The organism is Duganella sp. Root336D2, assembly GCF_001425005.1.
Lineage (GTDB): Bacteria > Pseudomonadota > Gammaproteobacteria > Burkholderiales > Burkholderiaceae_D > Rugamonas.
The window spans coordinates 359,626-372,448 of sequence record NZ_LMDB01000035.1; the positions used below are offsets into that span (position 1 = coordinate 359,626).

The following is a 12,823-nucleotide window of genomic DNA, read 5'->3' on the forward strand; positions in this document are numbered from 1 at the left end:
CTCTCCAACTTCCACTCTGGCGCACAGTGCAAGGTTTGCTCCTTGGCACGTGGTGCAGTACCGCGCTAGACTTGGCTGACCGTCCCGGAGCGATGCACTGCATGCAGATAGTCTCTTCCGCTTTGCCAGCCATACCTGTCCTGCTGTGCGGCAGTGGCGGTCGCTTATGCGCTGTGCCCCTGTCCCACGTCGGCGAAACGTTGCGCGCCCTGCCCGTTACGCCCGTTCCCGATATGCCGCCCTGCGTGCTGGGCGCCAGCATGTTGCGCGGTGCTGCGGTGCCGGTCATCTCCCTGTCGGCCTTGCTCGGCGCGCCGCCGGGCGAGCCGGCCCGCTTCGTCAGCCTGCGCCTTGGCGAGCGTTGCGCGGCGCTGGCGGTCGACGAAGTGATCGGCGTGCATGCGTTGCCGGCCGCCTTGCTGGACCAGACCCCCCCTTTGCTCAACGGCGGCGCTGAAGCCCAGGTTGCGGGCATCAGCGCGCGCGATGCGGAGTTGCTGGTGGTACTGCGCGCCGCACGCGCCGTGCCCGAGGACGTATGGCAGGCGCTGGCTGCACCAGCGGAATTGAAATGAACGCCCCGGCCGCGCCGCTGGAAGTGGCGCGCTTTCGTACCCTGCTGGCCGAGCGCCTGGGGCTGGACTTCGACGAACACAAGCTCACGACCCTGGCCAAGGTACTCGATAGCTGCAGCGGCGGCGATCGCCAGCGCATCCTGGCCGACCTGGCGGGCACGGCGCCGGCCGACAGCCTGCTGTCACGGCTGGCGACGGAACTGACTGTCACCGAGACCTACTTCTTCCGCAGCGGCGACCAGTTGCGCGCCTTCGGCGACCTGGCCTTGCCGGAACGCCAGCAGTTGCGCGGCCGGGCCGAAGTGCTCTCGGCCGGCTGCGCCTCCGGCGAAGAGCCGTTTTCACTGGCGATGATGGCGCGCTCCTGCGGGCGCGACAGCTGCCTGTCGCTGCATGCCTTCGATGCCAACCCTGCGATGCTGGCGCGCGCTGCGCGGGCGCGCTATTCGACCTGGTCGCTGCGCGAACTGCCGGACGACTGGCGGCCCTGGCTGCAGCCCGACGGCGAGCAATTCCAGCTGGCGCAGGAAATCCGGCGCGCAGTACGCTTCGAGCAGCGCAACCTGGCGCTGGACGACCCGGCCTTCTGGCAGCCGGGCCGCTTCGATATCGTATTTTGCCGCAACGTCCTGATGTACTTTACGCCGCAGCAGTCGCAGGCCGCCGTGGCGCGCATCGCGCGCGCGCTGGCGCCGGGCGGCTACCTGTTCCTGGGCCATGCCGAAACGCTGCGCGGCCTGTCCAACGATTTCCGCCTGTGCCACAGCCACGGCACCTTCTATTACCAGCGCAGCGCAGGCGGCGAGCAGGCGATGCCGGCGCTGCCGGCGGCCGCCCAGCCGATGCCGGTGTTGCGCCCGGCCACGCCGCCCGAACCGCTGTGGGCCGAGCAAATCGAACGCGCCAGCCGGCGCATCGACGCACTGGCCAGCAGCGCGCGCGCGGCGCCGCCCTGTACGCCGGCCACGCCCGACCTGCAAATGGCGATGGCCAGCCTGCACCAAGAGCGTTTCGGTCAAGTACTGGAACACATCGGCAAACTGCCGCCGCAACATGCCGCCGATCCGGACGTGCTATTGCTGAAAGCCGTGACACAGGCGCAATCGGGCACGGTAGCGCGGGCGCGCGAAACCTGCGCTGCCCTGCTCGGGCGCGATGCCCTGCATGCCGGCGCCCATTATGTGCTGGCGCTGTGCGAGGAAATGGACGGCGAACTGGCGGCAGCACTGGACCATTACCAGGGTGCTGCCTACCTGGCGCCTGGCTTCGCCATGGCGCGCCTGCAGGCTGGCCGCCTGCTGCGCCGCCTTGGCCAGCCGGAAGCTGCGCGGCGGGAACTGGCGCTGGCAGCGCAGATGCTGGAAGGAGAAGACGCCGCGCGCCTGCTGCTGTTCGGCGGCGGCTTCCCGCGCGCGGCCCTGCTCTCGCTATGCCTGGCCGAATTGGCGACAATGGGAGCGGCATCGTGACCGGGCAGAACGTACTGGCCGCCAGTGCGCGCGCCCTGAAGGAAGAATTCGACCGCACCTTTGCGCTGCCGCCCGCCGTCGCCTACGCCGGCGCCCAGCAAATACTGGCGATCCGCGCCGGTGGCCAGACGCTGGCGTTGCGCCTGTCGGACTTGCGCGGCCTGTACGTGGACCGGCGCCTGCAAGCGCTGCCTTCGCGCCTGCCGGAGCTGCTCGGTCTGACCGGCTTGCGGGGCCAGGCGGTGCCGGTGTTCGACCTGGCTGCCCTGCTCGGCCACCCGCCGCAGTGCGCGCCGCGCTGGCTGGCACTGGCCGCGGGCCGCCACAGCGCCGCCTTCGCTTTCGAGCAGTTCGAGGCGCACCACGCGGTGCGGCCTGACGATTTCCTGGACAACGCGGTACGCATGGATGGCGTGCCGCGCACCCTGGTCAGCCTGCCATCCTTGATCGACGCACTGGAACGGCGCTGCCAGCGCCTGGGGAGCACATCGCCATGAACGGAAATTGGACTTTCGGACGCAAGCTGGCCACTGGCTACGCTGTGATGGCCGCACTGGCCCTGCTGATCTGCATCGTGGCCGTGCTGGCGCTGCGTTCGGCGGTGGCAGGACAGGAACGGGTGATCAGCGTCAACGCCCAGATGATGCTGGAGGTAGAGCGCTGCAACGGCCAGGCCGAGCGCATGTCGGCCAATGTGCGCGGCTACCTGCTGTCGCCGGAGCGGCGCTTCCTCGACAACTTCAACGAGGCGCGTGCCGAATTCTTCAAGGTCACCGGCCGCATCCGCACCCTGGCGAGCAGCGACAGCGAGCGCAAGGGATTGACCGAGATCGAGCACAGCGCCAACAGCTACCGCGAGGCAGCCGAGCGCCTGCTGGCGCTGGCCGATACCCGGCCCGGTGTGGCCGAGCTGGTGCGCGCCTTCGACGAGCGCCTGCTGCCGACGCGCGAGGCACTGGGCAAGGCGCTCGAAATGCTGGATGCGCAGGAGGAGCAGCAGTTGGAGACGGCCAAGCGCGAGGCCGCCGAGCTCACTGCCAATGCCACCATGGGGGTGACCGTGCTGGCGGCCATCCTGCTGGCGCTGGCGGTGCTGCTGGCTGTGCTGTTGTCGCGCACCCTGGGGCGCCAGATCGGCGCCGCGGTCGGCCATGTGCAGAGTTCCTCGGCCGAACTGCAGGCGGCGGCCAGCCAGCAGGCTTCCGGCGCCAAGGAGCAGGCCGGCGCCATGACCGAGATCAGCACCACCATCAGCGAGCTGGTGGCCACCTCGCGCCAGATTGCCGAAAGCGCGCAGCGCGTGGCGCAGATCGCCGAGCAGACCGCGCAGGGCGCGAAAGCGGGTGACACTATCGTCGAACAGGGCCAGGAGGCGATCGGCGGCATCCGGCGCCAGATCGACACGGTGGTCAGCCACATGCTGGACCTGGGCCGCAAATCGCAGGAAATCGGCGCCGTGCTCGATATCGTCTCCGAGCTGGCCGAGCAGACCAATATCCTGGCCATCAACGCCACCATCGAAGCCAGCGGCGCCGGCGAATCGGGCAAGCGCTTTGCCGTGGTGGCGGAAGAGATCCGCAAGCTGGCCGACCGGGTAGCCGCTTCCACCAAGGGCATCCGCAGCCAGATCGAGGATGTGCGCGGCGCCGTCAACACCACGGTAATGGCAACCGAGAGCGGCGCCAAGGCGGTCGATGCCGGCGCCCGCCAGTTTGCCGAAGTGGCGGCGGCTTTCCGCCAGATTGCGGAGCTGGTGGTCACGACCACCGAGGCGGCGCGCGAGATCGAACTGTCCACCAAGCAGCAGGCCAGCGCGGCCGAACAGGTGCGCATCGCCGTCACCGACGTGGCGCAAGCCACGCAGGAAACCGAAGCCAGTTCGGCGCAAACGCTGCAAACCGCGTCGCAACTGGCCACCCTGTCGCTCGACTTGCGGCGCTTGGTGCAGCCGCAGGCCAGCGCTGCCTGATTCCCGTCCCGCCATGGCCGCCGATCCCTACCGCTACTTCCGCATCGAGGCACGCGAGCTGCTGGAGCAGCTCAACGCCGGCGTGCTGGCGTTGGAAGGCGCTGCCGGAACCAGCGAGGCCGTGGCGCGCCTGCTGCGCCTGGCCCATACCCTGAAAGGCGCGGCGCGCGTGGTGCGCCAGGCGGAGATCGCGGACCTGACGCACCGCGTCGAGGACTGGCTGGCGCCGCTGCGTCCGGGCGGCATGGCTCTGGCGCGCGAGCAGGCCGACCAGGTGCTGGCAGCACTGGACCGCATCGGCGCCTTGCTCGAACAGTTGCCGCGGCCCGATGCGCCCGCCCCGGCACCGGTGGTGCAGGCCGGCATTGCGGTGGCGCCCGCCGCTGCGCCCCAGGCGTCTGCTCTGCCGCCAGCCCCGCCGCGCCTGGCGCGCGCCGACCTGGTGGAAGTGGACAGCCTGCTGGAAGGGCTGGGCGAGATCGGCAGCGAGCTGGAAGGCCTGCGCCAACTGGCCTCCCAGCTGGAGGCGGCGGCGCGCGTGCCGCTGCTTGCGCCCGGCCTGGCGCGCCAGCGCCTGGCGCAGATGGAGCGCGGCCTGGCCGGCGGTATCGAGCGCATCGACCGCGAGCTGCGCCAGGCGCGCGATGCCGCCGAGCGTTTGCGCCTGGTGCCGGCCTCCAGCATGTTCGGCGTGCTGGAACGGGCGGTGCGCGATGCGGCGCAGGGCCAGGGCAAGCAGGTGGCGTTGGAAGCGGCGGCCAGCAGCTTGCGGCTGGAAGGGGAAGTGCTGGAACTGGTGCTGGGCAGCCTGGTGCAACTGGTGCGCAATGCGGTGGCGCACGGCATCGAAGCGGCGCCGGAGCGGCGCGCTGCAGGCAAGCCGGCGGGCGGGCGCATCACGCTGGCGGCCGGGCGGCGCGGCACGCGCGCCTGGTTCCGCTGCGGCGACGACGGGCGCGGGGTGGACCTGGCGGCGGTGCGCGCCGTGCTGGCGCAGCGCGGCGAAGCAGCCGCCGACCTGGCTGCACTGGGCCCCGGCCACCTGCTGGCGCGCCTGTTCGAGGGCGGTATTTCCACCCGCAGCACGGTGTCCGAACTGGCCGGGCGCGGCGTCGGTCTGGACGTGGTGCGCGACGCCATGGCGCGGCTGGGCGGCAGCGTGCAAGCGAGCAGCGGCCCGCATGGCACCGTGGTCGAGCTGTTGGTGCCGATGTCGCTGGCGGCGCTCGACGTGCTGATGGTGGAAGCGGAAGGCCGCCTGCTGGCATTGCCGCTCGATGCAGTAAGGGGCGCGGCGCGCGTGGCGCCAGGCCAGGTACTGGCCGGTGCCGAGGGCGACGCCATCGAGTTCGGCGGCCAGGTGCTGCCTTTCCGGCCGCTGGCGCTGGGCATGGGATCAAGGGCCGCCATGCAGCGTGCCGGGCATGCCTGCAGCGCCGTGGCGCTGGCGCCGGCGCAGGGTGCGGCCAGTGCGCTTGGCGTCACGCGGCTGGCCGGCATCGACAGCGTGGTGCTGCTGGCGCCGCCGCCGCTGGCGGCGGCCGAGGCCTGCGTGCTGGGCCTGTACCTGGACGATGCCGGCGATCCCGGCCTGGTGCTCGATCCCGACCATCTGGCAGCGGCGCTGGCGGCGCACGCGCGGCGCGACAGCGCGGCGCCCGGGCCCGACAAACCGATCCTGGTGGTGGACGATTCGCTCACCACCCGCATGCTCGAGCGCAGCATCCTGGAGGCGGCCGGCTACCGCGTCGAGCTGGCCGCCTGCGCCGAGGAAGGCCTGGCGCTGGCCGCGCAAAACGACTACGGCCTGGTACTGGTCGACGTGGAAATGCCGGGCATGGACGGCTTCACCTTCATCGAACAGGTGGGCGCCGACCCGCTGCTGCGCCACCTGCCCTGCATCCTGGTCACTTCGCGCGACAGCCCGGCCGACCGCGCGCGCGCGCAGCAGGCCGGGGCGCGCGGGCACATTATCAAAGGCGAGTTCGACCAGGCGCAATTCCTGCGCCAAGTCGGGGAACTGGTGCTGCCATGAAGCGCCTGCGCGTGCTGGTGGTGGAAGATTCGCTGACCATGCGCCGCTTCCTGTGCGAAGCGGTAGCCGCCGATCCCGGTTGCGAATTGGTGGGCGAGGCGGACAACGGCAAGCGCGCCATCGAGTTGTGCCAGGAATTGCGGCCGGATGTGATTTCGCTCGACATGATGCTGCCGGTGATGAGCGGCCTGGCCGCAACTGAATTCATCATGGCTTACGTGCCGACGCCGATCCTGGTGGTGTCGGCCTCAACCAACCGCGGAGAACTGTTCAAGACTTACGAGGCGCTGGCAGCCGGTGCCGTGGACGCGATAGAGAAGCCGCGCGCCGATGAAGACAGCGCAAGCTGGTGCGCCCACTATATCGCCCAATTGCGCCTGATCGCACGGGTACGCGTATTGACCCATGTACGCGGCCGCCTGCAAGCGGGCGACGTCGCGCCGCCGCGCGCCGCGCTGCCCGCGCCGGCATCGGCCACGCTGCCGCGGGTGGCCGCCATCGGCGCCTCCACCGGTGGACCGCGCGCCGTGGTGCAGGTGTTGCGCGGCATCCCGTCCGGCCTCGGCTTGCCGCTGCTGCTGGTGATCCATATCGGAGAGCCTTTCGGCAGCGCCTTTGCCGACTGGCTGGACGGCCAGACGCGGCATCGGGTGCGTCTGGCACGCGACGGCGAAGCGCTCGACCCGGGCGCCGTGTGCGTGGCGCCGCCGGGCCGCCACCTGCGCCTGCGCGGGCGGCGCCTGCAGCTTGAAGACGGGCCGGAACGCCATTCCTGCAAGCCTTCGGTGGATGAATTGTTCGAATCGCTGGCACGCGAATGCGGCGCCGCCTGCGCCGCCGCGCTGCTGACCGGCATGGGCAGCGATGGCGCCGTGGGCTTGGCCGCCATCCGTGCAGTTGGCGGCACCACCATCGCCCAGGATGAAGCGACCAGCGTGGTGTACGGCATGCCGCGCGAAGCGGCACGCCTGGACGCGGCACAGCGCATCCTGCCGCTGGGGGCCATCGGCCCGGCGCTGGCCGCTACCGTAACCACGGGAGTCATGGCATGAACCGGCAAGTGTTGATCGTCGACGACAGCCTGACTGTGCGGGCCGACCTGGAGGAAGCGTTTGCCGCCGCCGGCATCGGCACCGTGCCCAGCGCCAGCCTGGCCGAAGCGCGCGCGGCGCTGGTACGGCCCGACATCGGCCTGATGATCCTCGACGTACTGCTGCCCGACGGCGACGGCATCGACCTGCTGCGCGAGCTGCGCAGCGCCGGCGCCACCCTGCCGGTGCTGGTGCTGTCGACCGAGGCCCAGGTCGGCGACCGCCTGCGCGGGCTGGCGACCGGCTCCTCCGACTACGTCGGCAAGCCCTACGACCGCGATGCGGTGGTGGCGCGCGCCAGCGCCCTGCTGCGGCCGCGCGGCACGGAGCAGCAGGCCGGCGTGCTGCTGATCGACGACAGCCTGACCTTCCGCGAGCACCTGGCGGCGCTGCTGCGCGAGCACGGCTTCACGGTCGACGTGGCCGGCTCCGGCGAGGAAGGCTTGCGCAGCATCGCGCTGCGGCGCCCGGCCGCGGTAGTGGTGGACGGCATGCTGCCCGGCATGGACGGGGCCGAAGTGGTACGCACGCTGCGGCTGGACGCGGCGCTGCGCAGCCTGCCCTGCGTGCTGTTGACTGGCTCCAGCGATGCCCAGGCAGAGCTGCGCGCCCTCGATTCCGGCGCCGACGCCTTCGTGCGCAAGGACGAGGACATTGCCCTCATATTGGCGCGGGTGCGCGCCGTGCTGCGCAAGGCGGCCGACTCGGCGACCGGCGCGCAACACAGCCTGCTCGGTGCGCGGCGCATCCTGGCGGTGGACGATAGCCTGACCTTCCTCGACCAGCTGGCGCAGGCGCTGACGGCCGAAGGCTACGACGTAGTGCTGGCGCGCTCGGGCGAGGAAGCGCTGGAAATGCTGGCGGCGCAAGCCGTCGATTGCGTGCTGCTTGACCGCCTGATGCCCGGCCTGGGCGGCACCGAGACCTGCCGCCGCCTGAAGCAGGATCCGGCCACGCGTGACCTGCCGCTGATCATGCTGACGGCGCTGGAGGACAGCGCGGCCATGATCGAGGGCCTGGCCACCGGCGCCGACGATTACGTACTGAAGTCTGACACCTTCGATGTGCTGAAAGCACGCGTGCGGGCGCAATTGCGGCGCAAGCAGTTCGAGGATGAGAGCCGGAGCATGCGTGCCGAGCTGGCGCGCAAGGAACTGGCGGAAAGCCGCGCCGAGCTGATGACCGAGCTGGAACAGCGCAACCGCGAACTGGAAGGCATGGTGCTGGAACTGCGCGAGCACCAGCGCGAGATCGCCGCCAAGAATCGCCAGCTGGAACAGGCCGACCGCCTGAAATCGGAATTTCTGTCGAATATGTCGCACGAGCTGCGCACGCCGCTCAACGCCATCATCGGCTTTTCCGACCTGCTGGCCGGCGGCATCGTCGGCCCCCTGACGCCGACCCAGCAGAACTGCATCAACCACGTCTCCACCAGTGGCAAGCACCTGCTGTCGCTGATCAACGATATCCTCGACCTGTCCAAGGTGGAAGCCGGCAAGATGGAGCTGCACCTGGAAGCGGTGCCGGCCAGCGAAGTACTGGAAAGCGCGCTCGACATCGTGCGCGAAATGGCGGCCAAGCGCCAGATCGGCCTGGCGTTCACGGCGGCGCAAGGCATCGGGCAACAGTTCCTGGACCTGCGCAAATTCAAGCAGATGGTGTACAACCTGCTGTCGAACGCGGTGAAATTCTGCCGCAGCGGCGGCAGCGTACGGCTGGCTGCGCGCGTGGTCGAGCATGCCGCGCTGGCAGCAGGGCCGCGGCCCGAGTTGCCGACCCGCGTGCTGCCACCGCCACCCGGCCCTTTCCGTCAGTGGCTGGAAGTGCTTGTGAGCGACGACGGCGACGGCATTGCCGCGGACGACCTGGACGTGCTGTTCCAGGCCTTTCGCCAGGTCGATTCATCGATGTCGCGCAACCATGAGGGCACCGGCCTGGGCTTGTCGCTGGTGAGCCGCCTGGCAGCCTTGCACGGCGGCGCGGTGGGCGTTTCCAGCGCGCCCGGGCAAGGCGCCCATTTCGCGCTCTGGCTGCCGCTGCGCAGCAGCCCGCGGGATGCGCCGCCGGCCTGTGCGCCGGATGGCCGGCGCGCGCTAGTGGTGGAAGACGACCCGGCCGCCGCCGACTTGTTGCGGCTGCAACTGGAGGGCGCCGGCTTTACCGTCAGTTGCGCCGCCAGCGCTGCCAGCGCGCTGCAGCTGGCACGCGCGGCGCGGCCCGACCTGATTACGCTCGACCTGATCCTGCCCGACACCAGCGGCTGGTCGGTGCTGCAGCAACTGCGCGCCGAGCCGGGGCTGGGATCGGTGCCGGTGGTGGTAGTGTCGATCCAGGCCGAGGAGATGCACAGCTGCCTGTTGGGTGCCGCCCACTTCCTGCCCAAGCCGGTGCTGCAGGATGACTTGAACCGCGCCCTGTATGCGCTGGGGCTGGGCACCGACCGCCAGCGGGCACCGCATGTGATGATCATCGACGAAAGCGCCAACAGTATTGCGCTGCGCAGCGCGCTGGCGGGGCTGAACTACCAGGTCAGCTACTATGCCGACGGGCCGCAGGCAATGGCCGCCGCACAGTCCGATGCGGTGGACTTGCTGGTCCTGGGTCCGATGCGCGATGAAGCCAGCGGCATGGCCCTGCTCGACGTACTACGCTCGGATATGCACGTGCCGCCGCCGGTGCTGGTGCTGTCAGAGCGCCAGCCAGGCGCGCACGCCAAACCAGGTTTGCCGCAAGGTGGCCTGGACACCCACCAATTCCTGCATGAAGTGGGGCGCGCGCTACGCGCCCGGGAGGCAATGCCATGGCCCGAATCCTGATCATTGAAGATTCGCCGGCGAATATGGAGCTGGCCACGGTGCTGCTGTCGAGCGCCGGGCATGAGTTGTTCCATGCCGACCGCGCCCGGCCCGGCATCGAGATCGCCCGGCAACAGTCCCTGGACCTGATCCTGATGGATATCCAGATGCCCGAGATGGACGGCATCCAGGCCGCCGGGATCCTGCGCGCCGACCCGCGTACGCAAGCCATCCCGCTGGTGGCCCTGACGGCGCTGGCCATGAAGGGCGACCGCGAGCGCCTGATGCAAGCCGGCTTCGACGCCTATATCGAGAAGCCGATCGACTACCGCCAGTTCCTGGTGCAGGTAGCGCAACTGACCGTGCGTTAGCGTACTTACTCTAAAACAATCGCGGTACCGCTGACATAATCGGGCTCCAGACTATAAAGGAGACGTCATGAACATGCCAGCACTGGAAACAGTCGCCATCAGCGTAGAAGCCCACATCGCCACCGTGCGACTGAACCGGCCGGAGAAGTTGAACGCCATGAACCTGGCCATGTGGCACGATATCCGCAGCGCATTCCGCTATGTGGACGACACGCCCGGAATCCGCGTCGCCGTGCTGGAAGCTGAAGGCAAGGCCTTCACGGCGGGCATCGATCTGCAGATGATGATGGGCCTGGGCCAGCAGATCCAGGACGACTGCGATGGCCGCATGCGCGAATCGCTGCGCCGCATCATCCTTGATCTGCAGGACACCCTGACCAGCCTGGAACGCTGCCGCAAGCCGGTACTGGCGGCAGTGCATGGCGCCTGCGTGGGCGGCGGCATCGACCTGATCACCTGCGCCGACATGCGCTACTGCTCGGCGGACGCCTGGTTCTCGATCAAGGAAATCGATATCGGCATGACGGCCGACGTAGGCACCTTGCAGCGCTTACCGCGCCTGGTCGGCGAAGGCATGGCGCGCGAACTGGCCTACACCGCGCGTAAAGTGGATGCGGCGGAAGCGAAGGAAATCCGCCTGGTCAACCGCGTATTCGAATCGCCGCAAGCGCTGCGTGAAGGCGTGCGCGCGATTGCCGCCGGGATTGCCGCCAAGGCTCCGCTGGCCGTGCGCGGCGTGAAAGAGATGATCACTTACGCGCGCGACCATTCGATTGCCGACGGCCTCAATTACAACGCCACCTGGAATGCGGCCATGCTGATGTCGGCCGACCTGCAGGAAGCCATGATGTCCGGCATGGCCAAGCGCGCGCCGGCGTTCAAGGACTGACAGGCATCCCGTCAGCGGCCAGCCTTGCCGGCCTTTTGCCGCTCCTCCCACTTTGCATGTTCACTGTCGTAAGTGGAAAACTCTTCGCGCCGGGCGCCTGCGGCTGCTGTCCTCCTTGCCCGGCAAGCCCGGTGCAATGTGGCGACGCCGCGTGCTGCTGCGGCTGGCCCTGGTCGCCACGGCCCTGCTCTTGCCGCTGCTTGCCGGGGCGATACTGTCGCACGCTGCAGTGGGCGAAACAGCTTTCATGGCCGGCGCCGCGCTGCTTTACCTTGCCTTCTGGTGCGGCGTGGCAGCCTGGGGGGCGGCGCTGGCGCGCAGCGCGGCAGCAGGTGCCGCATTATTGCTGGCCGCCTTCGTACTGTTCGCGCTGGTGCTGCCGACTGGCGTCAACGCCATGCTGGAACGCGCAGTGCCGGTCGTCCAGGGCGCGGAATTGGCGCTGGCGCAGCGCCAGGCCGTCCATACGGCATGGGACAAGCCGCGGGAAGAGACGATGCAGCGCTTCTTCCGCACGCATCCGGAGTGGAAAGATGCGGCGCCACTGCCGGAAGGATTCCACTGGAAATGGTATTACGCGATGCACCAGGCCGGGGATGACATGGTGTCGGGCCAGGCAGCGCTATACCGCCAGGCGCTATGGTCGCGCGAAGTATGGACGCGCAATGCAGGCCTGGTGCTGGCGGGGGTAAACGTGCAGGTTCTGCTGCACCGGCTGGCCGGCACCGACATGGAAGCGCGGCAGGCTTACCTGGATCGCGTCGCGGCCTACCACGAGCGTGTGCGACGCCACTTCTATCCTTACGTCTTCAATGACAAGCCCTTCGGCCCCGCGGACTTCGCACGCCTGCCGGTCTACTCGCCTGCGAGCGGGAACGGCATCCCGCCCTGGCCGCTGGCCGCCGCACTGGCGGCGCTGGCCGCAGCAACCCTGCTACTGGGCCTGCGCCAAACCGCCCGCGTAGCCGGCTAAGCCGCAAATCAAAATGTCCACCTTGGGGTCAGGAACGAATGTGGACATTTCTTGCAGCAATTACAGCTTGATGAAGTTCTCGCGGTAGTACTTCAGTTCTTCGATCGACTCGATGATGTCGGCCAGCGCGGTGTGTTTTTGGGCTTTCTTGAAACCGGCCACCATTTCCGGCTTCCAGCGGCGGCCCAACTCCTTCAGGGTCGAGACGTCGATATTGCGATAGTGGAAGAAGGCCTCGAGCTTCGGCATGTACTTGACCATGAAGCGGCGGTCCTGGCCGATGGTGTTGCCGCACATTGGCGATTTGCCGTTCGGCACCCATTGGCGCATGAAGGCGATCAACTCGGCTTCGGCCTGCGCTTCGCTCACGGTCGACGCTTTCACGCGGTCGATCAGGCCGGAGCGGCCGTGGGTGCCCTTGTTCCAGGCGTCCATCTTGTCCAGCGTCTGGTCCGACTGGTGAATCGCCAGCACCGGGCCTTCGGCCAGCACGTTCAGGTGCATGTCGGTGACCACCATTGCCACTTCAATAATGCGGTCGGTCTCAGGTTCCAGGCCGGTCATTTCCATATCGACCCACACCAGGTTCATCTCATTCGGGCGCTGTGGGCTGGCCGGGGTTGCTGGGGTGTCGTTCGCTTGTGACATAATTCTCT

The 12,823-nt window shown here is 68.8% G+C and carries 11 protein-coding genes; 10 read left to right on the forward strand and 1 reads right to left on the reverse strand.

Annotated features, from left to right (window positions below; all coding sequences use genetic code 11):
* Positions 1 to 101 precede the first annotated feature (101 nt).
* The 10 genes from ASD07_RS22190 to ASD07_RS22235 all read left to right on the forward strand — a co-directional run bounded on the left by ASD07_RS22190 (position 102) and on the right by ASD07_RS22235 (position 12,167).
* A complete protein-coding gene (locus ASD07_RS22190) occupies positions 102 to 575 on the forward strand; it encodes a chemotaxis protein CheW (protein WP_162246596.1) in 474 nt (157 codons plus the stop codon).
* Positions 572 to 2,044 carry a CheR family methyltransferase gene (locus ASD07_RS22195; RefSeq protein WP_055935279.1) on the forward strand — a complete coding sequence of 491 codons (1,473 nt, stop codon included), beginning with the start codon at positions 572 to 574 and terminating at the stop codon, positions 2,042 to 2,044. The genes ASD07_RS22190 and ASD07_RS22195 overlap by 4 nt, the downstream gene beginning before the upstream one ends.
* Complete coding sequence (locus ASD07_RS22200) at positions 2,041 to 2,541, forward strand: chemotaxis protein CheW (protein ID WP_055935281.1); 501 nt, start codon at positions 2,041 to 2,043, stop codon at positions 2,539 to 2,541. The genes ASD07_RS22195 and ASD07_RS22200 overlap by 4 nt, the downstream gene beginning before the upstream one ends.
* Positions 2,538 to 4,013, forward strand: coding sequence for a methyl-accepting chemotaxis protein (locus tag ASD07_RS22205; protein WP_055935283.1), 1,476 nt, complete (start codon positions 2,538 to 2,540; stop codon positions 4,011 to 4,013). Before ASD07_RS22200 ends, ASD07_RS22205 begins: the two co-directional genes overlap by 4 nt.
* A 13-nt stretch (positions 4,014 to 4,026) precedes the next feature.
* The gene (locus ASD07_RS22210; protein WP_055935285.1) at positions 4,027 to 6,048 is read left to right on the forward strand and encodes a hybrid sensor histidine kinase/response regulator; all 2,022 of its coding nucleotides are present in this window, start codon (positions 4,027 to 4,029) and stop codon (positions 6,046 to 6,048) included.
* The gene (cheB, locus tag ASD07_RS22215; RefSeq protein WP_055935287.1) at positions 6,045 to 7,100 is read left to right on the forward strand and encodes a chemotaxis-specific protein-glutamate methyltransferase CheB; all 1,056 of its coding nucleotides are present in this window, start codon (positions 6,045 to 6,047) and stop codon (positions 7,098 to 7,100) included. The genes ASD07_RS22210 and cheB overlap by 4 nt, the downstream gene beginning before the upstream one ends.
* On the forward strand, positions 7,097 to 9,955 hold the full coding sequence (locus ASD07_RS22220) for a response regulator (RefSeq protein WP_055935288.1): 2,859 nt from the start codon (positions 7,097 to 7,099) through the stop codon (positions 9,953 to 9,955). Before cheB ends, ASD07_RS22220 begins: the two co-directional genes overlap by 4 nt.
* On the forward strand, positions 9,940 to 10,305 hold the full coding sequence (locus ASD07_RS22225) for a response regulator (RefSeq protein ID WP_055935291.1): 366 nt from the start codon (positions 9,940 to 9,942) through the stop codon (positions 10,303 to 10,305). Before ASD07_RS22220 ends, ASD07_RS22225 begins: the two co-directional genes overlap by 16 nt.
* A 67-nt stretch (positions 10,306 to 10,372) precedes the next feature.
* Complete coding sequence (locus ASD07_RS22230) at positions 10,373 to 11,194, forward strand: crotonase/enoyl-CoA hydratase family protein (RefSeq protein ID WP_229207254.1); 822 nt, start codon at positions 10,373 to 10,375, stop codon at positions 11,192 to 11,194.
* A gap of 136 nt (positions 11,195 to 11,330) precedes the next feature.
* Positions 11,331 to 12,167: a DUF3526 domain-containing protein gene (locus ASD07_RS22235; protein WP_055935293.1), complete on the forward strand. Its 837-nt coding sequence runs from the start codon at positions 11,331 to 11,333 to the stop codon at positions 12,165 to 12,167.
* A gap of 60 nt (positions 12,168 to 12,227) precedes the next feature.
* Here the strand turns inward: ASD07_RS22235 and orn are convergent, their stop codons facing one another.
* Entirely contained in the window at positions 12,228 to 12,815 is a 588-nt protein-coding gene (gene orn / locus ASD07_RS22240; RefSeq protein WP_200953841.1) for an oligoribonuclease, read from the reverse strand.
* Positions 12,816 to 12,823: the final 8 nt, after the last annotated feature.

Coding starts and splice junctions, on each gene's coding strand:
- orn (WP_200953841.1), bottom strand. CDS start 12,815: ATGTCACAAGCGAACGACACCCCAGCAACCCCGGCCAGCCCACAGCGC.
- ASD07_RS22225 (WP_055935291.1), top strand. CDS start 9,940: ATGGCCCGAATCCTGATCATTGAAGATTCGCCGGCGAATATGGAGCTG.
- ASD07_RS22195 (WP_055935279.1), top strand. CDS start 572: ATGAACGCCCCGGCCGCGCCGCTGGAAGTGGCGCGCTTTCGTACCCTG.
- ASD07_RS22220 (WP_055935288.1), top strand. CDS start 7,097: ATGAACCGGCAAGTGTTGATCGTCGACGACAGCCTGACTGTGCGGGCC.
- cheB (WP_055935287.1), top strand. CDS start 6,045: ATGAAGCGCCTGCGCGTGCTGGTGGTGGAAGATTCGCTGACCATGCGC.
- ASD07_RS22190 (WP_162246596.1), top strand. CDS start 102: ATGCAGATAGTCTCTTCCGCTTTGCCAGCCATACCTGTCCTGCTGTGC.
- ASD07_RS22235 (WP_055935293.1), top strand. CDS start 11,331: ATGTGGCGACGCCGCGTGCTGCTGCGGCTGGCCCTGGTCGCCACGGCC.
- ASD07_RS22210 (WP_055935285.1), top strand. CDS start 4,027: ATGGCCGCCGATCCCTACCGCTACTTCCGCATCGAGGCACGCGAGCTG.
- ASD07_RS22205 (WP_055935283.1), top strand. CDS start 2,538: ATGAACGGAAATTGGACTTTCGGACGCAAGCTGGCCACTGGCTACGCT.
- ASD07_RS22230 (WP_229207254.1), top strand. CDS start 10,373: ATGAACATGCCAGCACTGGAAACAGTCGCCATCAGCGTAGAAGCCCAC.